The sequence below is a fragment of the Paenibacillus sp. J22R232 genome, assembly GCF_056269165.1.
Genome location: NZ_JBWDNK010000010.1, coordinates 49,253 through 74,067, shown reverse-complemented (window position 1 = coordinate 74,067; position 24,815 = coordinate 49,253). Strand labels below are relative to the sequence as shown.

Here is a 24,815-nt window from a genome sequence, read left to right as displayed (position 1 = left end):
TAACTTTTAGCCGCTGTACCTGATGGCATCTTCAATAATTTGCTCTGTCCACTTTTTCATCTTGTTATTCTTATCAAATAGCAAGGGCTGATGGTCACGACCAGCGCAAAACTCACGGTCTAACCAAGTCATGTCGTCCGCAACACCCCAAGTCAATACTGCATCTACCACATCGGAATAACGACGGCAGATATCAAATATGCCGCGGTACAATTCTGATTGCTTCTGATGCATTTCCTCTGTAATTGGTGAGGACGGCGAGAATACACGATCCCGGAGTGAATAGGGATTGACATCCATCTCCGTAATATGGATTCGCAATCCTAATTCAGCAAATGCCTCTACTGTACGTTCGTATTCATCCAGATTGCATTCTACGATATTGACATGAGCTTGTAATCCCATACCGTCAAGAGGTACTCCCCTGTCTAACATCCCTTTTACCAGTTTCAACATTCGTTCACGCTTATAGGGAACAAATTCGTTATAATCATTGTAGAAAAGCTGTACATCCGGTGCATACTTTCTTGCCATATGATAAGCGATATCGATATAATCGGGGCCGATTAATTCAAGCCAATTAGATTGTCTCAAATCTTCCCCTGGAAAATCATTGATTGCCTCGTTTACAACATCCCAAATGGAGAACTGTCCATTGAAATGCTCGCAGAACGCCTTTGTGTGGATATCAATACGCTCTATAAGACGTTCTCTGGAAGCAGGCTTGCCTCTATCCATAAATACATCATCCGGCACCATCATATGCCATATTGGCGCATGTGCACGAAGATCCATGTGATTGTCTTGCGTGTATTTCACTATTTCATCGGCTTCTCCAAATGTAAAGATCCCATCGATTGGCTCTATTGGTCCCCATTTCATTGCATCCTCCGCAACAGCACAGTTAAAGTGTTTTTTAATGATTGCATCATGTCTTTTTATGCTCTCACTACTTAGACAGGCTCCAACCTGAAAAAACTTTTGATGTGCTTCACAAAGGGAAATCAATTCGCTCTCATCCATAAAATAACCCCCATTTTTTCAATCTGCATACCTGCATTCCTTGAAGCGGTGTTGGCCATTATGTTATAAATCCGCACCTGCCCTTACAAGGAAGTAGCAGCGAGGTGAGATCAACCTATTTATTAGAAAGGTCAACCAAATGTTCTGGTTGACCTGAATTTCCTATTCGTAATCTTCAATCCGCCAGTCTTCTTTCCAGTCCAGATAAGCCATTTTCCCGTCAAAACGGAAAGGCAGCCATACATAATCGGCTTTATACGTATTCTCTTCTGCATTATAGGGTTGTCTTGTCCGAGTAGTAGGGAATGGCTCGTCCGCTCGATCAGGATTGTACATACGATCAAAACCATTCTTAATATCTTCATAAGAAATAAACCCTGCTTCATCAGTAATCCAGCGATCTCCCAACGCGATATAGAGATCTTTCTTTAGCGGATGCTTAAATACGGATGAGATCTGGGACCTAAATGACGTATTCGTCGTGTCTTCAACGTGCGGGTTGCCCAAAATTTCGAACGGACCGTGATAGGTTCTCGCGCATGCAACCTCCGACGGATTCGAGTAATAACCTGTCGTTCCCGATGTCACTAAATATTGCAGACCTCTACGCTCAAAATGGGCAGGCGCTTCACGGACGAGCGGCGGATGGATATTCGGAAAATGGGTGGAGTAATATCCCGTTACATCGGTATAATCTAACGTCAAATCCGCACATATAAGCTCGCAATGAACTCTCTCGAAATAATAATAGGCCTTACCATCCTCTGCGATAACTAAATCAAAATCTCCGGCGCTCATATTTAATGGACGATATTTGGTCTTCACGATCGTATAAGGTCCGAGCAGTTGATCCGCAGTCAGGATCGTTAGCGTCTGGGTATGATCCTTTTCCATAATTTTAAGCCAACACACATATTTAGCGGTTTCCTTATTGAAAATAATATGAGGACGGTCCATATTGCTTGTCGGATGGAGCGATGATGTCGTGTCGTCCTCCACGGGGGGAATAATCAGACCCTCGTCTGTCCAATTGTACATATCCTTCGAGGAGTAACAACGAACGCCCCAATGCCAGATCCCGCTGCCAGGTGTCGTTTTCTCTTTATTCTCACCGTACCAATAGAACGTATCGTTCTCGTAGAATATGGAGCCTCCGTGAGCCTGGATTCGTTTTCCATCGGTGTCCAGCCAAACCTGTCCCGGTTTAATCGATGTTTGCATAATAGATCCTTCCTTTATATACGATTTTGCCACGGTGTCTAGAGAAAGGGCAGGACCATTTAGATCCTGCCATAGGATTCACTACATGACTCATTTACTTGGTAGAAGCCCAAGTATCAAGCTGCTTCTGCTTCTCTGCCATATACTTCTCAATGCCTGCGGCTTTGAGCTTTTCGTTGAATTCTTTCAGCCTCTTCTCTGGATCGACCGTACCGGTCTCCAGACTTTGCGCATATTGTTCAATAACGTTTTTCAGAGCAACCCCTTCATTCTTGACGGGTCCTTCGTCAAATAAGAAGCCCATTGCCTTGGAAGGGATGCTTTTCCCCTCATATTCTAGCTCTATCTCCCGCAGTTTCGGATTGTCCGTCTTCGAGAGGTAGGAAAGCCTTTGATTTCCCATAATCCATACAAAGCTTTTCATGTTGTAGCCTACCGTGTTAATATCTAAGCCTTCTGGATAATCGGCTACTGAGTCTGATATTTTTATGTGATGTTTACCTTCAATACCCCAAACGAGTAGGTTGGCGATATCTTTATCGGAATACATGAGATTTAGGAACATCATTGCTCGTTCTGGATTTTCCGAATGTTGAGCAATGGTCCACAATCCGCTCATTACGCTGCCAGTCGCTGCATGCGGAGGATATAATTCAGCTTTTACAAGCTCATAGCCCACTTCGAGCTCGATGCCCTCTTTCTGCCCTGGAGAGCTCGGATAGATTGCGCTAAATGTTCGGCCAGCTTTGATCTGCGCATTAGGAAGCACCGTTGTCGTTGCCGCATCTTTGTTGATATAGCCTGCTTTGAACCATTTGTGTACCCGATTCAGCTGATCTGCGTATTCCTTTGTCTCAAACAAATTAGTGATTTTCAGGCCATTGTCGTAACCCGGAAGGACGCCAAGCCTGTCTCCTAGTCCATCGTAATCTGCAAAAGATGTGACAGGTCCAAGACCTGGGGCTACGCCAAGTGGAATGATATTGGGCTCTTTCTCCTTAATCGTCTTCAGAACATTCTCAACATCGTCTAAGGTTTTAATGGATGCAACGTCAATCTGATGCTTATCGACTAGGTCTTTGCGCATGTAGTAATCCGTACCCTTTGCATAGGCGTCCACGATTGGGACTCCATAGAGCTTCCCATTAACCTTAGGAACGTTTACATATTGTTCGCCAACAGCCACGGTAATGCCTTGACCGTATTCTTTTAGTAGATCGTCAATTTGCAACAATTTCCCGGATGCGGCAGCTGCATTGTACATCCCGCCAGAACCGAATGTAAAACCTAGATCCAGCTTTTCGCCGCCCGAAAACATCAAGTTCATCTGTTGCGAAAACGCACCGATGCTGATAGGCAATATATCAACGGTAGCATTTATTTTCGATTGCGTAATTTTATTTATCGCTGCTTCTACCTCGGCCATATCCTTCGGTTCCGCTCCAAATATCGGCATAGCCATCGTAATTTCATAAGGGTCCAAAGCAGCCTCTCCCGTATTGTTTGTTGCTTGTCCACCATTCGGTTCATTAGATGGATTGCTGTTGTTGTTGCTTGAGCATGCGGCGGCCATTGTTGCCGCGAGCGATACGACCAGCAACAACGAGATGACCTTCAATTTCCGTTTCATGTGATCCCCCCATAGGATTGTATGTGCTTACAACTTCATTATAGCTACAGTATTTGTTGCCCACTAACAAAATCACGACATCGTGAGTAGCGATATCTCGACATTATATCGTATTATAGTTGGACAAAAAAATAGAGCCGAGTCTCTAACTAGACCCACGCTTGCTACCATACAGAGTTTACAATTAATCATGAACATGGATTGGTTAATCATGCTTAAAAAGCAGTAGTAGGCTAGAAACATATTGCATAGTCTAGCCCACCGCTGCTTCGTTTTAAGTGACTACGACCCGGACACGGGACAGATTCAGTACTTGCGTGTACTTGTCGCTGCGATCGCCTTCTCTATGCGATGCCGCTCGCAGTACAGGAAAGTACGTGCCGGGTTTGGAGAACACATACGACGCCTCGATGATGACTTGCGAGCCGTCTTCATTCACACGGTTAAAGATTGCCTCGATCGGAAAAGTAGCGTCTCCTTCAAAATCCCACTCTGCCGACACAATTTCCCCTGTATTCGATGGCAATTCAATGGTCGCCAAAAAAGAGACGGTCTCACCCACTGATACATCGGCTCGTTCGCCGCCGTTTGCTTTTAGGAAAATTACAGGCTGAATGCCATTCCGCTCGGCTGCTTCCTGGGGAACGATGACTTGCCCGTTTTCGATCTCATAGCTGGTGCTCGCCGAAGGGGCAATGCCTTGCTCCACCCAGACACTCAGATCGCGAAGCGCCTGGTTGAGCGCGCCGGCATAGCCTACTATTTGCAGCTCATCCAATGGATGATTCGAGCTCGTTTCGGCGTGCAAGGCGCGATCAATGTACCAAAGCCGGAAATGGTCATCCAGCTTCCCGCCAAGCACTTCTTTCACTTTGGATCTATACCAGTCAGCCTGCCATGGGAAAGCACTCTCATCCATCAACGCCTCTACGACTATCATCTTCCCATCAAAGCGCCCGCTTTGGATAGAACCCGCTCCGCCGTAAGCAATGGCTGGCCCGAGCAGGAACGAACGCTGCGGATACAGCGGCTGACCGTCCTCGTCCCGATACTGATCCCATACGTAATAATCAGGAGTTGGTATCTGATGCCGGTGATACGTCTGTAGCGCAATGTAATCTGAATTGTCCAGCATAATCCCGTCTCCAGGCCTGATTCGATCCAGATATTGAGCCGACTCGTGAAATCCGAAAGCAGATCCAACCGTTACAACATTGCCGTTAATCTCGCCGAGAGGCAGCTTATGTCCAGCAGCCTCACCGCTTGTAACGACGATATAGGCCCCATGCATGTTAAGCTTCCCGTTAGGTACGCTCTCTAACAGAAATGACGGAGCGGAATTCGTTCCCTCCTGAAGCGATTTCCATGCTTCATCGACACCCATCATCTTCGATCTATCCATACTCAAGTCGTCATGCCCGCCTTGTCGAATAACCTCTGATACGACAGTCTTGAACTGAATGCGCGCTCTGGAGGCCGAGCTGCTATCCTCCGCCCCTAGGTAACCGGTAACCGTCCAGAAGTCCTCGAAATAGGAGGGATCACTCTGGAACACGGCTGGGGAGAGAACCGATAATGCGCCATCGCCAATCTCGTTATAGGCAAACCAGCTCCTCGGCGGGAACCCCATTCGGGTCACCTCTTCAAGCGCTTGCCTTTCTTCCTCATTTAATCCATCATACATATCCCCACTTCCGCCTGGCTCCAAAGCGTCAATAATGGAAGGAAACTTATCCTTAAGAACGCGCATGGCATGAACGCGTACCGAAAAAACATTTGGCATGGCCATTGGAGATCCAATTACGAACGGCACCGCGCCGTCCCACACGCCTGTTGTGCTTTCGATACAGCTAATCGTCTTGTATCCGCCTCCGCTTCCACCGAACACATAACCATAAGGGCGATGCCGGCCATATAATTCGGCAGCTTTGACTCGCGAATATTGCGCCACTGCAGCATTCGCACGATAAACAAGCGTAAAATCAGGAGACATTCCGCCCATGTTGGATTCGACAAAATAGGCACCGCTGGAAACAGCAAAGCCAACTGCGTGATCATTGCTTTGGTTTGCGTTTTCACTGCCTTGAACCGGCGAGACGAAGTGAAAGAATCGTCTCTCATAACCCTCTTCAGGCGGGTAATAAAACGAAAATTTGGTGCCCGTTCCTTCGAATCCGCCGTGGATATACCGATGGCGTACCGGTTGGTCGCGCCATTCATCGATGTCCACATAGGGCTGCTGGAACTGCGAGTCTTGCGTTCCGTCGTATAGCGAAGCGTCCGTTTGTGATGCATGAAGTTCCATCAAATGTACCTCCTGTTTGATTTACAACACCTGTACCGTAATGCTCTGCGAAACGCATCCTTCTGCTGAAGCAGTCACCGTTATTTTTCCTGCTTCTGCTTTGGAGCGGACGACCGCAAGCAATTTGCCGTCGAACGCCGTTCTTTCCGTATCATAGAAGTTTTCCTGACTCTTCGGATCTGCGCTGCCAAAGCCTTGCAGCGTTCCCGCTCCTTCTACCGTAATCGATACTTTTCTGTCTGCCGCTGTCTGCAGAATTCCGTACTCGTCCGTTAAGCTGATCATAATATAAGCCAAATCTGCTCCAGTTGCTTGCAGCTCATCACGATCATTTTCCAGCTTTAGCTGCATTCCTGTACCCGCCGTCCTCAGCACCATGCGCCCTGTTTCTTCACCATTGAAATAAGCAACGGCCGTAAGATCACCCGATTGATAGAGCGTATCGAAAATTGCTTTATAGCGGTTAACCTCTCCTACTGCTGCTTTTCCGACGGAATTGCCGTTCAACAACAGCTCCACCTCTTCGGCATCGGAATACACTTCAACCTTCACCGCATGACCTTCCGAGTTCGGCCATGTCCAGCTAGAGATCGAATCGCTCCATGACCAAGCTGATTTCATAAATTTCCGATTGTAATGCTGCGGTCTTTGAACGGCAATGTAAGGCTCTTTTCTAAGGCCCCATACGATTTGACGGTAATAGGACGCAGGCCTGCGATTGCCTACAATATCGATATCACCGCAATAAGCAACATACCATGGATACGGACCGTAGATCGCTTTGCTCTCATCCAACGTATAGTCGATTTTACCGATACCCGCTTCACCTAGATAATCCCAGCCTGTCCACGTGAAATCACCGATGATATGACTATTGGCCTTCGTCATTTTCCAGTTGATATCAATATCATTCGGCATCGTCTCCGTACCGCAAATGACACGGTTTGGGTATAGCTCTTTATCCATCTCATACCTGCCATTCATGTAGTTGTAGCCAGCAAAATCGACAGCCGCGAACGCTTCTTCCGTTACCGTGCCTACGCTTTCATGCCTAACGATTTGATTCATCTTGCCTAGCAGCGTTGACATAACCGTGTTAATCTCATTCGAATCCAATTCGTCAGTACGAGGAGCTGCTTCCCTATTTTCCCCGGCAAAGCTAGCCATAATTTCACCCAGTCGATCCATAACGCATAACCACCCGTTAACCGAAGCGGTAGTAAATCTTGTGTTATCTAAAGAACGGAGCTTTTCGGCCATGATACGATTCAAGCTGGCGCCGCTGCCGGTTGCCACTGACGGGATTTCATTGCCGATGCTGTACATGATAACGCTCGGATGATTAAAATCCTTCTCGACCATCGCTTGCAAATCCCTTTCCCACCACTCTTCGAAATACAATCCGTAGTCATAGTCAGTCTTGCACGCATCCCACGTGTCAAAGGTCTCATCCATGACCAGCATCCCGATCCGGTCACAGGCATCCAGCATCGCCTTGGAAATAGGCTGATGGGCACTTCGGATGGCATTAAATCCCGCTTTCCTCAGAATTTCCACACGCCTCTCCTCCGCACGCTCTAACGTACAGGCGCCGATGACGCCATTATCATGATGCACGCAAGCGCCTCTCAGCTTAACGACTTCGCCATTTATCCTTAGACCGTACCGCGTATCCAGCCGCAGGCTTCGAATACCGAAGTGATTCCTTTCCTCGTCTATTACCTTTCCTTCGACAACCAGCTTGGTACAACAGAAATAGAGGTTCGGCGCTTCGACCGACCATAGCTTTGGCTCCTCGACATAAAGCCGTTGTCTGATTGTTACTGACTCTCGTGAGAACATCGTCACAGGCGCCTTGTCCGATGTTACGAGATTGCCATTTGCATCCTGGATCTCGGTCAGAACATATGCTTTTTGCGTTGCGATCCCTTCATATTGAACGAAGGTGCTGACCTCCAAAGTGGCCTGATCCGCCGAAATATCAGGTGTTGTAATTTTGACGCCGTCTTCCTTGATGTGAAGCAGGTCTCCAATGAGCAAATTAACGTTGCGGTATATCCCGCTTCCCGTGTACCATCTTGAACTGGACTCCGCTCCGTTTTTCACAAGCACTTTGATTTCATTCTCCGCATCCCATTTCAAGAAACGGTTGGCCTTTACGTAGAAATTGCTATAGCCGTACGGACATTTCCCAGCAAAATCCCCATTTATATAGACCATGGCGTTCATATAAACGCCTTCGAATTCGAGAACGATATGTTTATTTTCGTATTCCTTTGGGGCAAACCATTTTTTCTTGTACGTATAATTACCGCCCGGGAAGAAGCCTGTATTGTTCTGATTGATGCATTCAGCATCTCTTTGCTCTAAGATCATGGCGTCATGAGGCAGCGTGATCTCCTGTTCCGGCGCCGATCTTGAAAGCGACAATCCTCCCGCCCCTTTTGAGAAGCTCCATTTATCATTAAAAGATTTCTTCAACATACTAGTTCCCCTCCTTCAAACTTCGTCCATTATCTTCATCTTCATGTAAGGAATGAAAGGTGTCTGATATTATGGTGGTTGGTTAAATATTAATATGCAGTCCAACCAGCATCGGCCGTAACTGTTGTACCGTTGACAAAACTCGACTCATTAGAAGCCAAAAACAACGCAACTTTTGCAATTTCTTCGGGCTCGCCCACACGCGGATTGACACCCATACCAACCTTCGCACGTTCCAAGCCAAACTGATTCGGTGTATGGATCGTGCTGCTGATGTTCGTCTTCACTCCGCCTGGGGCAATTGCATTACAGCGAATGCCAAGCGGCGCTTACTGATAACCGACACTCTTTGTAAAACCGATGACGGCATGCTTAGACGCTGTATATGCCGCGCCCGCACGTGAACCGAACAGACCGCCCGCCGATGCGATGTTTACTATAACACCTTCCTTTTTTGCCGTAAAAATAGGTATCGCCTTCCTTGTTGTTCTCATGGGCCCCGTCGTATTAACGGCAAAGACTCTCTCCCACAAATCGTCCGTGATCTCTCCGGCGGGAACGAAATTATCCATGACTCCAGCATTATTAACCAATATATCGACCTTGTCGAACTCATGTATCGCAGCATCGAATAACCGTTGAACATCCTCTTCTACTGCGACATTCGCCTGAACCGCGATAGCCATTCCGCGCTTTCCTTCAATTGCTTGAGCAACTCTTTCAGCGTCCTGGAGGTTTAAGTCAGAAATGACCACCTTTGCTCCTTCTGCAGCAAAGAGCTCCGCGATCGCTTTGCCAATGCCCGATGCAGCTCCAGTAACAATAGCAACTTTCCCCAATAATCTCATTCGATGAACCTACTTTCTTGTTTTATTTGTTCTGTATCCAAATCATAAATAAATACGTTTAAGGCAACTAACGTTATTTCGACCAAATGAATAGCATATTGTCGACTTTCTTATTCCTATCAAAAAGAAAAACAGTAAATCGAAGCACATCTAAAAAATGCAGAGAACATTAGAGAGGCAGGCAAGAGGAGGGGAGGGTTGAAAAATGGCTTCTACGAACAGAGAAAAAGACTGAAAATTGGTCGGATCATCTCCGGCCAGGTTTCAGTCTTCAGTCATTTCAGCACAGTTATTTGGGGGAAGCAAAGTGATTTTTTTTTGTGATGTGAGTTATAACTTATGTTGGCACTGCAACACCAGTTTAAGCCTAAATCATAGTATACTTCTGACATACCGTATAATGACTTTTGACATAAACCGTTGTTTTGTATAATTCATTCTATCACAAATCATGTTTAGCTTATTTAGATCGTTGGTAAGAGATACGATATTTCTTCCCAGCCTCTATGGTCAACTCATAAGAGGCGTTACCGATTTCTCGGAGTTTTCCTCCGATACACTTCGGGCATTCGGAACTGAAGAACGCAAGAACCCCCGTACCAGTCGTACTTTCGACGCAAATCGTGTTCAAGTCCATCTCCACTGATATTTGCCCCGTTTCTGTCGGTACTTTCCCCTTCATATATTCGAGACCGCCGAGGTTAGGAGCGATCCGGTACGACTCATAGCCTGGTGACGTTGGCGTGACACCAAGAAAGTATTTTCCGAGTATATAAATTGGACCGGCACCCCAAGCATGGCACAAGCTCTTTCCGAACTTCATCCCATACATACCGTAATGATCATCATCCGCTAAAGAAGGATCGTACTCCTCCCAAAACGTCGTTGCGCCTAGCTCGATCATACCTCCCCAGTAAGAAAGCAGCTCCTTGCGAACGAAATCATGTTCCCCGCTTTCGCATAGAACCGCTAACTCGTGGAAACGCATATATGGCGTCCTAATCTTAGGCACGTCAGGATTTAGCATGACATTGCGGACAACGGAATCCCGTTGTTCCGGCGATAAGTAACCATACGTCATCGCGAACATACTTGCATGCTTGGTCAGCGTCGGTCTAGTCTCGCCTTCAACTCGGTGATGAAGCAATCCACCCTTACCCTCATCCCAAAAGAGACGAAGAGTCGTAGTTTTTATTTCTTCAGCCAAAGATCCGTATTTGCCAGATGCGGTCTCGTCGCCCATCAAAACGGCAAACCTAGACATCGCCTCCAAACTGCGCGCGAGCAGAATCTGTTCCGTACTTACGGCACCATCGTTATTGAAGTCCGCCCAATCCACGAATACCCAATCCTGCTTTCTACCTTCCACCAAGCCCTCTTCGTTTAGCTGTTTCAAACAGAATTCCATTAGGCTGACAGCACGATCGTAATACTGGCGGATAAACTCGAAATCGCCCGTATAAAGATGGTAGTCGTAAAGCGAGATAAACCAATACAATGTATAATCCAAAATTGTGTTGATATGCATGGAAATCGGGTCTTTACCCCGCAATGCAACCAACGTTCTGCGTGTCACATCTAGATCGAAAAAGCTGTAATAATTCATCAAAAATGCTTGATACGCATCTCCGCCCCATACCCAGCGGTCTCTCTTGATCCCATCCAGAAAAAATTCTCTCGTGTTTAAATGTAGCGTATACAGTGATATTTCGTAGATTTCATTCAGCTTTGGATCTGAACATTCGAACGAGCTACGGTATTCTACCGGCACATACTCGTATAACATACTGACGCTCTCCCAGCTAACATCAGGATCACCCTGTATCCATACATAACGAAAGGCTTTTGCTTCATTCAACGTATAGATTCCATTTATGCTTTGCTCAATCGCTTCAAGAGCATTGAATCGATCTAAGTTGACACAATCTTCAGTAGAAAGTGCCTCAGCTATCGATTCTCCGTAGTATACTCGTACAGCTCCATTACCTTTTACGTTGTGGAATCGCAGGTAACCGAACGTTTCACGGCCAAAATCCTCCAATGGGTAACCGTCTCGCAGCGTTATTTTTACCGGCTCATAAGGGGTAGTAGGTAATCTGAAACGCGAAGGAGGATTTTCTGTCGAGTCGAACGACCAGGATCCTGCTTGCTTCCAGTCATTTTGATATGAGGTGACCTCCCATGAAGAATCGGTCCGTACCGTTGGACCGTTGATAAACAATGCCGGCACTTCGACATCATTGAAGACGCTTACGCTAATCTCGTGCCGACCAGCGGGCAACGTGATGTATGAGTCAGAGGAGCGATAGTTATCCATGCCGTCAAGGTAGAAGGAAAAAATTCCATCTGCTATGATCTGGATTTGCTCATCTTGTTCCAATTCATATGAATAACGAAATTTAATATTGGAATAATGCCGATCCAACCTCCAATATGCCGGATACATGACACCTCGAGCCCGTCTTGCGACTGACATCTTCTCATGTAACCGAATTTCAAATTCACCGGGATACCAAATCCAAGTTGCCGTCTTATTATTCGTATTTTGTATCATTGAGAGCACAGCCCCTTTCGATTTATATAAGAATGATTGTATAATAGTAGACTAGCAAATAACACAGGAAGAAGTGACATATATGGATGATAAATATGCCAAAAATTTGAATCAGAACGTAAAACAGGCAGCTCGATTGTCAGTCCATCATTCTCAGGTTACGGAACATTTTAAAGACGAATTCCCTCTTTTCTTAAATAGATGGGAGGAAGGTTTCGAACTAAGGGCTCATGATCACGATTACATCGAAATTGTGTATGTAATGGCTGGTGATGGCTATCACTATGTTGGCGATATCGTTGAGCGAACCTATAAGGGCTGCTTATACGTACTACCGGTCGGAACGTCGCATGTCTTTCGCCCGAGTGGAGCATCTAACAAAAACAAACTCATAGTATATAATCTTTGTATTCGACCGGAATTTTTAGATGAGTTAACGGTTTGGCTCTTGCGGTATTCCGATAATCAACCGTTTACGATCTTTAAGGGGAGCCCCGGTACCCACGTTGCGATTGTCGACAAAAGCATGGAACTGGTGAGCTTGTTTGAGCATATGTATAGAGAGTTTTCAGAGATGAAGTCTTTCTATACAACTTCCATTTTTGGGAGTGTGATGCAACTCGCCGTAAGAATATCCCGGATTTGGCATCAAGAGGAGTTATCGGAAGACGGCGATACCGTTCATCTAAGCTCGAATCTGTCGAATATTTTAGACTACGTACACCTCCATTTCACTGAACGGTTAACCGTTGAACAACTATCCGCCAAATTCGGCATTAGTTCCAGGCATTTCATTCGGTTATTTCAATCAGCAACAGGAACCGGATTTTCAGAGTTTCTTCAACATAAGCGGGTTGAATATGCCTGTCGATTGTTATTGGAAACAGATTTTAAAATTGCATATATCGCGAAAAGCTCAGGCTATAAGGACACGGGGCATTTTAACGTATTATTTCATAAAATTGTAGGTTCTAGTCCAAGCCTTTATAGGAAGACAAATAAGTCTTTAAAGTAACGAGAAAAGCCGCCATTCTATGGCGGCTTCAATTGTTCAAACAAACTTGTTCTCGTATAACTCCAACGCATAATATTTAATTGATAATATTATGTGAAGAATTTCAAATTAATCCATTAAGTTAAGGACAACTTGTGCGCTTTCGGCGCGATTGGCAATAGCTTTAGGATCAAATCTATTTCCTCCTCGCCCTTGGAGCAATCCTACCCCAACAGCCTCATTAATGTATTCTTGTGCCCAAGCACTAACATCCTGCTGATCGACAAAATTTGTTTTTGCTAACTCGTTTGCTTTATTCCCTTCCTGCAGCTTATAGGCGCGGACCACCATAACCGCCATTTCTTCACGAGTAATGACTGCGTTTGGCACAAACTCACGAGGTGTTCTTCCCGTAACGATACCTGCCTCGTTTGCTGCAGCCACCGCTTCTGCATACCACGCATTCGCTGCCACGTCCTTAAATGGAAGGGTATTTTTTGCTTCAAGCCCTAACACTCTCACAATCATCGCAGCAAATTCGGCACGTGTAACTTTTTGCAACGGAGCAAATTCCGTTTCGCTTACGCCGGAAATGATATGTTTTGCGGAGAGTTGCTTAATTGCTTCGCTCGCCCAGTAAGATGCAGGTACATCCTCAAATGACTTATCGTATTCAAGTACGCCATACTTACTAAAATGAACCACATCGGTTACTAAAGCTCCCTCTATCAACTTCCCTGCTGCATACTCTAAATTCCCATTACCTGCAAAGTGATAAACGCCCATCAAATTTGAAACGTTTTCCCCATTAATCTTAAGCGAAATCGTCACAGGTTTTGAGAATGTAGTCAGTTTAATTTCCTTCCCATCTTTAGAAATAATGGAAAAGACAAATTCAATAACTTCTCCGATTGCTTTGAGACTCGCCTTGTTTTTTTGTGCAGCGTGATTAATTAGATTTTCTGCCTGCAAATCATCCATCGCTTTCATTGTTAATGAAATATGAGACCCGTTTAAATCTGTCGCAGAGACAAGAGATTTCAACTCCTTCAACACTTCCGATGGAATTTCGACTGTCGAAGCATTCCCGTTTACGTATAAGGAGCGATTTCCATCAAATACGTTCGAGTTAGCTGGGATCAGCACTTGGCTTTTCCCCGATGGCAAATTGACTTCTACATTACCGTCTGCGTTCACGGTCGGGTTATTAACGACCACGACATCGCTGTTACTTCCAGTTGAATCGCCAGGAGTAATAACAGGGTCGCCTCCACCAGAAGAATTGCTGGACTCAAATGACAAGCTGTCAATCCGTAAATCCGGCTCATGAAAAACGACGTAGAGATCATAATTGCCATTGGGAGCCGCTTGACTCAGGTCTACCGTGACATCCTGATATCCAAGTTCATTCACAGGTACCCCCGCATTCGCAATCGTGTATGATTTTGGACCCGTAACCGGTACTTCCAGCGTTGCAAGTGGCATACTATCTGGGGAATCGGCATGTAAGGTAATTATTCCGCCAGTAGTGGTCGATGCAACGCTTGCTGTGACTTTATTTGCTGCTGTCAGGTTAACTTTCGGAATAGCTATCCATGAGTTGCTCTCTTTTGAACGTACCGCGTAATAACCTCCGACTACCTTTTTTTCTTTCAGGTTAACGGCCGTACGCTCCTTTGATACTTCATGATAGATAACATCATTCGACGCAAAAGAATGATCAAACACGTTAAAAGGCCCGTTTATATTAAGCTGTTCCAGTGTTTGACCCGTAACACTTATATCCTTCTGGGTCCGAATATCCTTGGATGATGCACCGATCATAAGCGTATAAGATCCATTTTCCACGATAAGGTCATCTTTATTTACATCCCAAATCGCAAGTTCGCTAGGATCAACTTGTAACGTAACCTTCTTTGTTTCTCCAGCTGCGAGCATCACCTTTTCAAAAGAAACCAACTTTTTAGCAGGTGCGTATTCACCGTAAGCCGACGCATGATTCTTGGCATACACTTGTACAACTTCGGCTGTGTCCACTGTCCCTACATTCTTCACATTTAACGAAACCTCGAATGGTTGTTGAAAATCTGCGGTCGTTGGTGAGGAAAAATCACTATACGAGAAATTACTGTATGATTGACCGTATCCAAATTCGTAGGTTACAGGAGCATCTGTGTACATATAAGTCAGTTTCGTTTCAATCGGATCCGCATTAGTCATGTCAATAACATACCTAGGGTCAGTCGTTGATAGCGTTTGTGAATCATTTCCTTCCGGTATAGAGTATTCCGAGATTGACGGTAAAGCAGACATGTCTGCATACCAAGTAGAAGTTAGTCGACCTGTGGGTGCATAATCACCATAAAGCACTTGAGCTAGTGCCTGTGCGTCATATTGCCCAGCATACGGTTGATATAGTATCGCTGAAACGTTAGGGTTATTCTGAATTTCCTCCAGAATGACTGGGGAACTTGCTCGCACGACAACTACCGTTTTCTTGCCTTTTGCAGCAAAAGCGCTCGAAACCTCCTCAACAAGCTCATAATCGTCGTCGCCTAGGTAAAGGCTGGATCTATCATTACCTTCCCCTGAACTTAGACGCGGTATCGCTCCGACGAATAGGATCGCGTAATCGTCAGTTTCCGCTCTGACCGAAGTAGCAGCGCCTACATCCTGTACCGTTACCATTTCAAACTTCGCTCTGCTATCTTTTTTCACTTCGCTAACAGTAGCAGCATCTGTTAATGTCGTACCTGCAGTTTGTAAACCTCCATCATCGCCAGTAACAATCAACTTTCCGGTTTTGTAATATTTATTAGTGAAATTTCCGAAGAAGCTAAAATGAAAGGAGTCAGACACCAATGAGACCGTATCATCACTGTTAGTTTCAATTCTTAACGTTGGGGGAATGGTACTGGTATTTCCCTGCAAAAGTTCTCCATTCCAGTCATTGCTAGTCAAGTTTAATTTCGTTGAGTCTGTATTTCCGATCTGAGCGTTAAGCGCGCTAGGAGAGGTTACCCACTTATTATTTTTCAACGAAAGCAAGCTGACCGCTTCCTGGCCCCAATCATAAACTTCGAAGAGTTGTGTTGAATCGGAAGTATTTAAAGGATCAGTCGTCGTGATCAGCTGTGCACCGGTCTCATTCTCGCTAGCGGTAATCATTTGATCGTTAGATTTGGACTTTAACGCAATCACTTTGGCGCCTGTGTTATGGAAAACATTCGATACACCAATTTGCTTAATGATGGATGTCAGCGGTGCATCCCCAGAATTCGTTATACCTGGAGTTGAACGTAATGATTTTGCTGTTTTGAACCTAGAATCGGCATAAATACCTGAAATCGCCGCTTTTTTGTTCTTTTCAAGGGGCAGTGTACCGTCATTTTTAAGTAGAACAATACTTTCCTGTGCAGCCCTAAGAGCTATCTCCTGATGCTCTGGCAATATATAAGTCGCTTGCGTAGCAGACACATCACGCGCTCCGCTAGCAAACGGATAGAATTTCGGTATGCCATTTTCGTCTACTTCATTAAAAATACCAAGACGAACCATTTGGTTTACATGTGCCCGTGCAGCTTCAACCAAATCTGCCTCAGTTGCACCATAGAGACCCGATTCTACAGCATCAACTAACATAAGGACATCCTGAAGGCCATCACCTGACTTGGCTAACGCAAAGAGAACAGATGCATGGGCACTATCAACTGCGTAATTTGTGTCGTAACCGTTCCCTTGAGTATCCTCTCCATTATTAAACGGATTACTATAAGCCCAACGATCGCTATAAAAGTCTGTGCTACTGTATACCCCATACTTTGATAAATTGTTCGCATGAATTTGAAAAGGTGATAGGATATTAGGAATTCCATTCGTCCTACCGTATGAAGTCATAGCGCCAGCAAGGGAACCACTCTCAAATCCTTTAATGGGACTACGGGTATAATACTCATAGATCGATCGAGCACCAGCGCTATTGCTTGCAACTTCTCGAAACCACTGGGAATTGTACACAGAAAAATGTTTTGTTGCTACAGCTGCGCGCATCCAGAAGCCATCTGAGCTCGCATCTTGATCCGTTCCGCTAAGCCCGGTTGCCATCGTATTCACCAAAGTTGAAGTTAAATGTACATCTTCGCTAAAGCTTTCATCGAATCTGCCAATCAAGGGATTCATTCTTAAATCACTCACAGCTGTGAAAGCGACAGAATGTGACGCATTCGCTCCATCTTGAATATTGGAGTCTCCTTGTTTTACTCTAAGTTGGCTGAGTTTCTCTGCTCCCATGACATTACCGATATCCGCAATTAGGTCTTTATTCCAAGATTGCCCCATTCCAATATAAGCCGGGAAGTCAGTTGAGATACCCTGATCATTATCCGCCGCGGATAATGCGCCAGGAATTTTCTTCCCTGAATTTGGTCCACGCTTTAACGTATAATGATTTCTAGCTCCTGCTACGTATACTGCTGGTCCCTCTATCCCTGTATATTCGAAATATGTATCTACAAACTCCTCTAAGTGTTCGGGGTTCCCATCAAACAGCGGCATGCCGTCAAAGACACCACCTATCTGCTTCTTAAACATTGGAACATCTTCTGCATTTACTTTAATCGTTGGAGCAAAGCCAGATATCAAACCTGCAGATAATGTAAGAACTAGCGTAACGGACATCCATTTCCTTTTAACCATCAAATATAAACCTCCCTAAGTGTATGTTGTTTTCACGAAAGATAAGAATCAGAATAGCCATTTATCAACCATCATTAAGCGCTTACATTTAGATTCAATGAAATGTTCTTTGAACCAGTACACTAGGTTAGATTGAATATGAAATACCTATAGACAAATTCCCGTATTGTGATCGGAAATATTCGAACTAGTCCACTGGATAATTCAGTGTCAATTATTGACTCGTCGAGTACTTTTGATTTTAATACCCGGCCTGTTTTAAAGCGTTTACAATAATCGATGTGAATTTCATACACAATTAATAAGTTATTAATTAATATTCCTCATATCAGCGTAAAGTTAATTGGTTAGCAGGTCAGTTAGAAACTTTTCTGTTAAATTAGTTTTTAAGATACGCTCATAAATCGTACGAGGTTTAAGCTCGCACGATTTATGATTATTACTTATCCTTTTACCGATCCCGATGTCATTCCTTCGATAATATATCTTTGTAAAAACAGGTAAACGATCAACATCGGAATCATAACCGTGAGCAAATCTGCGAATACGTAGTGCCACTGTGTTCCATACATCGATACAAAATTGTATACGGAGAAAGGTAGAGTCCACATTTTGCTATCACTAATAATATAGAGCGTGTTCAAAAAATCGTTCCAAGAAGAAATGGAGACTAAAACGGTGACAGTTGCAATGGATGGCTTCAACAACGGAAAAATGATACGTGAAAAGGTGTAGAAGCTACCTGCGCCGTCAATCGTTGCTGCCTCGTCCAGCTCTCTCGGTAAAGATCGAACAAAGCCATTCATTATAAAGATAGTGAGTGGAAGATTGAGCGCTGTCATGAATAAAATGAGACCAATGAATTCTCCAGAAATATGGAGTCCCTGCATCAATTTAATTGTCGGAATCATTGAAGGAGGTGCAATCATGCCCGCGAAAAATAAAAAGAACAAAGATTGGACCCACTTCCCATGACGTCGTGCAATGAAATATGAACACATGGATCCTGCGCCGATAGTAAACGAAACTGTCAATATCGTAACGAATAGGCTATTCTTCAATCCGTTTAGCAGCTTTCCTTCAATAAACACCGTTTTGTAGTTTGACCACATCCACTGAGAAGGGACACTTAGGTCCAACTTTGCCGCTTCAGCAGGACTTTTTAAGGAGCCAAAAACAACTAACGCTACAGGCAGAATGATAACTAAGCTGCCAATGGCCGCTAATGAAGTAAGCAACCATTTTCTATATCGATTTTTCATTCTGCCGTCTCTCCTTTCCGCATTACTCTCAAGAGAAGAACTGAGACGACAGCCACCGACAAGAATAGTACAACGTTCGCTGCCGTTCCGTACGCGTAAAGTCCCGAACCAAATTGTTTGAAAATAAAGGTGTTCATGACCTCAGTGGCACCACCAGGCCCCCCACCAGTCGTAACGTAAATAATCTCGAACGCTTTCATGGATCCAATCATGCTTAGCAAAACGCTGATCGTGACTACCGGAGCCAAGATTGGCAACATGATATACCTGAGTCGTTGTGTATACGTCGTACCATCAATAACAGCTGCCTCCAGCAAATCTTTAGATATCCCCTGAAGACCAGCAAGATACAAAGCCATAGATAAACCGGCCCATTGCCATACATTAACTGCTACTACGCTGTAAAGCGCAATTTTCGGGTCCCCAAGCCAATCTCTGCTCCAATCAGATAGCCCGATACTAGTCAAAAGTTGATTAAATATACCATCGGGGTGCAACACAGTCGTGAAGGTATATCCGACAACAAGTGCACTTAGAATACACGGCAAAAAGTATACGCTTCGAAAAAAGTTTCGTCCCGCAAGCGACGAGTTAAGCAGAAGGGCCAAGAGAACTCCTATCCCATTTTGTAAAATAGTAACGAGTACAGCATAAATCACAGTATGCTTCATCGCTGTATACATCGCTTTAGTGCTAAGCAACTCTTTGAACTGTTCGAATCCTACAAATTTAATTGTATCCTTATAAGGTGACCAGTCTGTCATGGAGTAATAAAATCCTGACAACGTAGGATACAAGTAAAGAACACCATAAATGATAAGCGCTGGAGCAATTAACCACCCAGGGTACATTTTTCTATGAAGCATGGTTCTCTCAACTCCTTACCTAAGCTCTAGAAACCAGCTACTCCTGCTGCTTTCGAGTTTTTCTCTATGATTGATTGAAGGCCTTTCGCAATATCCAATGGTGCCGAACCGCCATACATTTGCTGTATGAGAGATGGATAATCACCAAACTCGACTAAAGCAAGTGAGTTAAAAAATGGTACTGCTTTCCCTTGTTCAACGAATGCATTCATATCAGCCGTGCCAGGATTCAGTGTTACATCCAGGCCAGTCCATGTTGGTATTGATTTGACTTCGTTAAAGTATTTGTTTAATACCTCTTGCTTGCTGAAGAACTCAAGAAATTGCTTAGCAACCTCGACGTTCTTTGAGTTTTTGAGTACATACAGGCCATTCGGATCAGAGATCCCAGCGTAGTTATCTCCGTCCCATGGCATAGGGAACATTCCGATTTCGGCATCAGGGTACTTTTCTAAAAGTGGGCTAATTGCCCAATCTGCTTGAAAAATCATTGCCGATTTGCCAGTCGCTACTTGTTCCAAAGACATATCATAAGTTGCGGAGAACAAGTCTTTATTTAGATAACCTTTAGTTTGAAGGTCGGCCTGTTTCTGAAGTGCATCGACATATTCAGGTACTTGGTCAAAGGTGCTTTGTTTAGTATTGATTTTATCCATGAGATCTGGCTGTGTTTTAATAATATTTGCCATAGCGTTGAAGCCAAAGATTTGAAGCGGCCACGCTTCTTTGCCTGCTTCGTACACCGGTGTAATACCAGCTCCCTTAATTTTCTCGGAAGCAGCTAGAAACTCTTCATATGTTTTTGGAATCTCTATCCCAAGATCAGCGAATACCTTTTTGTTATAAATAACTCCCGAGACGCTCAATCCCGTTACAGGAATGCCGTAAAGCTTGTCGTCATTCTTGAGGAAATATTTCGTTACAGCAGGGTTAATGCGGGATACGTACTCTTCATTACTTAGATCCAATAAATTTTTTTCGGGATTAAGCCTTGTGATGGACCCTTTCTGACCCCAATAAAACAGAAGATCTGGCGTATCGCCTGTTGCCAAACGAGTGCTTACAAGATCTGCATAACTGTTTACAGGTGCGCTTTGGACTTCTATTTTATTCCCTGTAGTTTCTGTAAACTCATCGAACAACATTTGCCACTTCTTCTCTTTCAACCAATCGCTGGCTACCATTACTTTAAGAGTAACAGGATTTGCGTTCTCCCCGGTTGTCTCTGCCGGCTCCGCATTTGCTGAGTTGCCGTTTCCAGTGTTAACTTCGTTTTTCCCACATGCAGCAAGCAAAACGACAAGAGCAAGTAGTACCATCGTTATCTTACTTTTTTTCAATCTAACCCCTCCAATTTCCATTCTAAACCCTCCAATATAATTTTGATGTCGGCTTGCTTTTCTATCTTAGTGGTTCATTTTAGATTGAGGAATGGAAATAATGAACCTGTACCATGTAAATATCGAACCTTTCCGTATTCTTCAATGCCACATGATACAATGCTAATTAGGAGGAGTTGGCATGCAACTTAGTATTCAAACACGTTTGTTTCTCAGTTTCACCTTGCTTAGCTCTGTATTGGTTGCCAGTAGCGGTTATCTATACTTTACACAGGCGTCTAAAGATCTTTCGATCCGCATGGAGGAAACGAATCGCCAACAACTTTACAGATATCAAGAGGCGCTAGACAATATCGTTGAGGATATGGACCGCATCTCCGCGCAGGTCATTTATAACTCTGATATTAAAGATTATCTGATTGATAATGATGAGGATCCCTCCTCGTTCCAAAGCTTCTCCAAACGAAAAAAATACGAAGAATTACTGGCTTCTTTTAACGGCCCCTGGTTCATCGCAGCACAAATAAATTTATTGAAAATGGATGGGTTTTTTCTAACCTATGGACAAAATATGGACACAGTACCAGACATAGAGCGACGAATCCAGCAATCCCTTTGGCTAAAAGAAGCGCTGGATCTGGATGGCGACAAACTCTTAATCCCTCCTCACGAGAGCGAATGGCAGGACAACCATCCCCTTTTCTTCTCGTTAGTTAGAAGCTTTAATTTCCCACAGGCTTTTTCGCCTGCGGCTGTCGAGGTTCAACAGCCGTTTAGTCTTTTATCAGCAACGATGGAAATCGGTCGGAATGAGCATTCTACAGCTCAGGTTTACGTCATTAACGAAAACCGTGAAATATTTTATCCATATTACTCCTCCGACGATGAACGCCCGAAAATCCCTAAATGGATTGGAACCATAAAAGAGGTCGAACGCGTAGGAGGCGGCTTGGATATCTGGAGCCAGGTTAAGTCTGAATTCAGCGGGCTGACTGTCTTAATTCAACAGCCTAAGTCGGAAGTCATGCAGCCGATTTCCAATCTTCGACGAATAACATTTATCTTAGCCCTCTTGGGTGAAGCCATATCGATTGTGATTGCCTATGCCCTTTCAGTTGGAATAGCTTCACCAATTCGTTATTTACAAACCCGTCTACAAAAGTTGACGATTGACAACCTCAAGACGACGAAAGTGAAAAAATTACAAAATATCAAAGAGATCGCCATGCTTTATGCAACTTTCGAGGAAATGCGAAATCGTCTGAATACTTCACTAAATGAGGTCATTCAATCTCAGAAGAGGGAAAACATTGCCCATTTACACGCGATGTATGCTCAGATGAACCCTCACTTTCTATTCAATACTTTGACGGCTATGGCATCCTATGCGGAAGAGTCCGGTTTCCGCGAATACGCTCTTGTTTCACAACAACTCAGCGGCATGCTTCGATACTCGACCAATTCGATGTCGCATTCCGTAACGTTGAAACAAGAGATACATTATACAGTCCAATACATGGAGTTAATGCAATTCCGTTACGAGGGGCAATTTACTTACTCGATACAAGTCGACTCACACCTCGAAGACGAACCTATTCCAAAGTTTTTACTGCAACCCCTTGTCGAAAACTCATTTGCACACGGGTTTCAGCTGGCACGGCCACCCTGGATCATTGACGTATCTGTTACGAATTTAAATGATAAACAAACGTGGGAAATTCAAATCAGAGATAACGGTTCTGGGTTTACGGAAGCCGCTTTCTCCGAAACCCAGGAACTCATTAAGGAATTGAATGACGGTCATATCCGGCGCTTGGAAAGCTTATCAAACCGAGGATTTGGGAAAATGGGGATCGTTAACACACTGACTCGCTGCAGACTCTTCTGGAACGAGAACGTCAGTTTTTCATTAAACCATTGCCCACAAGGCATGGAATTTATAATTACAGTAAGGAGGGGGTTTGAAGGTGTTCCGAATGATTCTCATTGAAGATGAACCCCGTATACTTCGACACCTGAAGGAGAAGTTCAGTACCTTGAGCCCTGACTTTAAGGTGGTTGGTGCTTACAACAACGGAGAAGATGCGCTAGTGGAACTTCACTGGACACAGCCACATGCCATTCTGACAGACATTCGTATGCCTATTATGAACGGATTCGAAGTGCTTAATAAAGTTAGAGAACAGATGCCTGACATACAATGCGCGATACTCAGCGGTCATGATGACTTTGCTTACCTTAGAGAAGCTATTCAAATCGGAATTACAGATTACCTGCTAAAACCTGCAACAGACGACGATATTCTAATACTTCTTGATAAGATGAAGAATAAGCTATTGGACAACCAATTGTTATTGGAACGTGAGGTAGCAAAACAAATCACTGAAACATCCGAAAATACGGATCAGAGAAATTCTAGTTGGGATAGTATAGCGAAGGAATTATTCTATCATGGAAATTTCGTGACAGTGTACGCCTGGTCCCTGATGAGCGATATTCCAGCAAGGATTCATGAGGACTTTGTAGCTATGCTTCGTGAAGGGGAAAAATTGACCCTATTACCTTCTAATACAGGAAATGAGGATATACTCTTATTTGGCCTGCACACTTGGTCAAAAGAACGATATACGGAATGGACTTCAACTTTTACATGCAAGGCACAATCAGTAGATGGCGTAACAGTTGCCTTGGCTCTATCTACGAAAGGCTTACATCCGGTACCTGCACTACTTGCTGAGTGCAAGAAACAGGCACGGATGAGAAGTCGCTTCGAGGGAAATTGCTTTTGGATTTCGGACCATGAACCTGAGGATATTAAGCCATTATTGGAACCTCTTCAAGCAGAGTTGCTTCGCCTAGCCCAATTCGTCACTAAACAACAAAAGCAATTATTTGCTAAAGAGTTAGACTCTTTTTTTTCAAGTGGGCCAGAAACCTTATTCCCTGTAACACGAAAAGGTTGGGAACTTATGCTGCTGCATTTCTCTCACACATTGCACAGCCTAATTAAAGACTCTTTCACGTCCAGCTTCGAGATCAAACAAGCCATGGAACTTGAATTAAGTGAAGAAGTTTGGAGGGTTCGGAAACGAAACGACTTGTTTCCCCATGTCAAAGAAATCTGGTGCTCTTACTTTTTCCGGTCTGATCATGAACAAGCCGGTAATCGGGATCGAGCAAAAGAAGTGCAAGAATTTATACTGCATCATTTTCTTGAGAACATCTCCCTCACCAGCATTGCTGATGTGTTTCAACTGCACCCTGCTTACATGAATCGAGTTTTCAAACGAACATTTACTATTTCGATTCCAGATTACCTAGTAAAGCTTCGCATGGATGAGGCATGCCGTTTTATGAAAGAGCATCCCTTCGTACTAATTAAAGAAATCGCAGAACACGTTGGCTTTACCGATCCATTATACTTTAGCAAGGTGTTTAAATTGCATACCGGATTTAGCCCTACTGATTATAAAAATAAAAATAATTAGACTTCCAAGAAAAAGAGGCAGCTTCTTCATCCAAAGAATATTGCCTCTTTATCTGGTGTAAAAAAATAAAACTATATTCAACGATCCTCGTAAGAAAATGTTTCG

13 protein-coding genes and 1 pseudogene are annotated in these 24,815 nt (G+C 44.2%); 3 read left to right on the top strand and 11 right to left on the bottom strand.

The genetic code is table 11. The features are described 5' to 3' along the window. Positions 1-6 precede the first annotated feature (6 nt). The 7 genes and pseudogenes from AC0YN3_RS23930 to AC0YN3_RS23900 form a co-directional block, all read right to left on the bottom strand. On the bottom strand, positions 7-1,023 hold the full coding sequence (locus AC0YN3_RS23930; RefSeq protein ID WP_475777453.1) for an endo-1,4-beta-xylanase: 1,017 nt from the start codon (positions 1,021-1,023) through the stop codon (positions 7-9). A 162-nt stretch (positions 1,024-1,185) separates the two neighbouring features. Beyond that, positions 1,186-2,244, bottom strand: a complete 1,059-nt coding sequence (locus tag AC0YN3_RS23925) for a family 43 glycosylhydrolase (protein WP_475777452.1) — start codon at positions 2,242-2,244, stop codon at positions 1,186-1,188. A gap of 94 nt (positions 2,245-2,338) precedes the next feature. Next, a complete protein-coding gene (locus tag AC0YN3_RS23920; protein WP_475777451.1) occupies positions 2,339-3,874 on the bottom strand; it encodes an ABC transporter substrate-binding protein in 1,536 nt (511 codons plus the stop codon). Positions 3,875-4,148: 274 nt separating this feature from the next. Further along, the gene (locus tag AC0YN3_RS23915; protein WP_475777450.1) at positions 4,149-6,179 is read right to left on the bottom strand and encodes a hypothetical protein; all 2,031 of its coding nucleotides are present in this window, start codon (positions 6,177-6,179) and stop codon (positions 4,149-4,151) included. A gap of 21 nt (positions 6,180-6,200) precedes the next feature. Further along, on the bottom strand, positions 6,201-8,663 hold the full coding sequence (locus AC0YN3_RS23910) for a glycoside hydrolase family 2 TIM barrel-domain containing protein (protein ID WP_475777449.1): 2,463 nt from the start codon (positions 8,661-8,663) through the stop codon (positions 6,201-6,203). Between the two features lie 89 nt (positions 8,664-8,752). Then, a pseudogene (locus AC0YN3_RS23905) lies at positions 8,753-9,511 on the bottom strand (SDR family oxidoreductase). A gap of 460 nt (positions 9,512-9,971) precedes the next feature. After that, positions 9,972-12,065 (bottom strand): alpha-L-rhamnosidase-related protein, encoded by a 2,094-nt coding sequence (locus AC0YN3_RS23900; protein ID WP_475777448.1) that lies wholly within the window; start codon positions 12,063-12,065, stop codon positions 9,972-9,974. Positions 12,066-12,147: 82 nt separating this feature from the next. Between AC0YN3_RS23900 and AC0YN3_RS23895 the strand changes: the two genes are divergently transcribed. Then, positions 12,148-13,080 (top strand): helix-turn-helix domain-containing protein, encoded by a 933-nt coding sequence (locus tag AC0YN3_RS23895; RefSeq protein ID WP_475777447.1) that lies wholly within the window; start codon positions 12,148-12,150, stop codon positions 13,078-13,080. A 108-nt stretch (positions 13,081-13,188) separates the two neighbouring features. Here AC0YN3_RS23895 and AC0YN3_RS23890 read toward each other — a convergent pair whose 3' ends face one another. The 4 genes from AC0YN3_RS23890 to AC0YN3_RS23875 form a co-directional block, all read right to left on the bottom strand. Next, the gene (locus AC0YN3_RS23890) at positions 13,189-17,754 is read right to left on the bottom strand and encodes a glycoside hydrolase family 3 C-terminal domain-containing protein (RefSeq protein WP_475777446.1); all 4,566 of its coding nucleotides are present in this window, start codon (positions 17,752-17,754) and stop codon (positions 13,189-13,191) included. Positions 17,755-18,197: 443 nt separating this feature from the next. Then, positions 18,198-19,016 (bottom strand): carbohydrate ABC transporter permease, encoded by an 819-nt coding sequence (locus tag AC0YN3_RS23885; protein WP_475777445.1) that lies wholly within the window; start codon positions 19,014-19,016, stop codon positions 18,198-18,200. After that, entirely contained in the window at positions 19,013-19,882 is an 870-nt protein-coding gene (locus tag AC0YN3_RS23880) for a carbohydrate ABC transporter permease (RefSeq protein WP_475777444.1), read from the bottom strand. The genes AC0YN3_RS23885 and AC0YN3_RS23880 overlap by 4 nt, the downstream gene beginning before the upstream one ends. A gap of 26 nt (positions 19,883-19,908) precedes the next feature. Next, a complete protein-coding gene (locus tag AC0YN3_RS23875; protein ID WP_475777443.1) occupies positions 19,909-21,243 on the bottom strand; it encodes an ABC transporter substrate-binding protein in 1,335 nt (444 codons plus the stop codon). 160 nt (positions 21,244-21,403) lie between these two features. Between AC0YN3_RS23875 and AC0YN3_RS23870 the strand changes: the two genes are divergently transcribed. After that, entirely contained in the window at positions 21,404-23,212 is a 1,809-nt protein-coding gene (locus AC0YN3_RS23870; protein WP_475777442.1) for a histidine kinase, read from the top strand. Continuing rightward, positions 23,199-24,710, top strand: a complete 1,512-nt coding sequence (locus tag AC0YN3_RS23865) for a response regulator transcription factor (protein ID WP_475777568.1) — start codon at positions 23,199-23,201, stop codon at positions 24,708-24,710. Before AC0YN3_RS23870 ends, AC0YN3_RS23865 begins: the two co-directional genes overlap by 14 nt. Positions 24,711-24,815: the final 105 nt, after the last annotated feature.

Excerpts from the sequence above, each read along its gene's own strand:
- AC0YN3_RS23890 (WP_475777446.1), bottom strand. The coding sequence starts at position 17,754 with ATGGTTAAAAGGAAATGGATGTCCGTTACGCTAGTTCTTACATTATCT.
- AC0YN3_RS23925 (WP_475777452.1), bottom strand. The coding sequence starts at position 2,244 with ATGCAAACATCGATTAAACCGGGACAGGTTTGGCTGGACACCGATGGA.
- AC0YN3_RS23915 (WP_475777450.1), bottom strand. The coding sequence starts at position 6,179 with ATGGAACTTCATGCATCACAAACGGACGCTTCGCTATACGACGGAACG.
- AC0YN3_RS23900 (WP_475777448.1), bottom strand. The coding sequence starts at position 12,065 with ATGATACAAAATACGAATAATAAGACGGCAACTTGGATTTGGTATCCC.
- AC0YN3_RS23865 (WP_475777568.1), top strand. The coding sequence starts at position 23,199 with ATGATTCTCATTGAAGATGAACCCCGTATACTTCGACACCTGAAGGAG.
- AC0YN3_RS23920 (WP_475777451.1), bottom strand. The coding sequence starts at position 3,874 with ATGAAACGGAAATTGAAGGTCATCTCGTTGTTGCTGGTCGTATCGCTC.
- AC0YN3_RS23930 (WP_475777453.1), bottom strand. The coding sequence starts at position 1,023 with ATGGATGAGAGCGAATTGATTTCCCTTTGTGAAGCACATCAAAAGTTT.
- AC0YN3_RS23880 (WP_475777444.1), bottom strand. The coding sequence starts at position 19,882 with ATGCTTCATAGAAAAATGTACCCTGGGTGGTTAATTGCTCCAGCGCTT.
- AC0YN3_RS23910 (WP_475777449.1), bottom strand. The coding sequence starts at position 8,663 with ATGTTGAAGAAATCTTTTAATGATAAATGGAGCTTCTCAAAAGGGGCG.
- AC0YN3_RS23870 (WP_475777442.1), top strand. The coding sequence starts at position 21,404 with ATGCAACTTAGTATTCAAACACGTTTGTTTCTCAGTTTCACCTTGCTT.
- AC0YN3_RS23895 (WP_475777447.1), top strand. The coding sequence starts at position 12,148 with ATGGATGATAAATATGCCAAAAATTTGAATCAGAACGTAAAACAGGCA.
- AC0YN3_RS23875 (WP_475777443.1), bottom strand. The coding sequence starts at position 21,243 with ATGGAAATTGGAGGGGTTAGATTGAAAAAAAGTAAGATAACGATGGTA.
- AC0YN3_RS23885 (WP_475777445.1), bottom strand. The coding sequence starts at position 19,016 with ATGAAAAATCGATATAGAAAATGGTTGCTTACTTCATTAGCGGCCATT.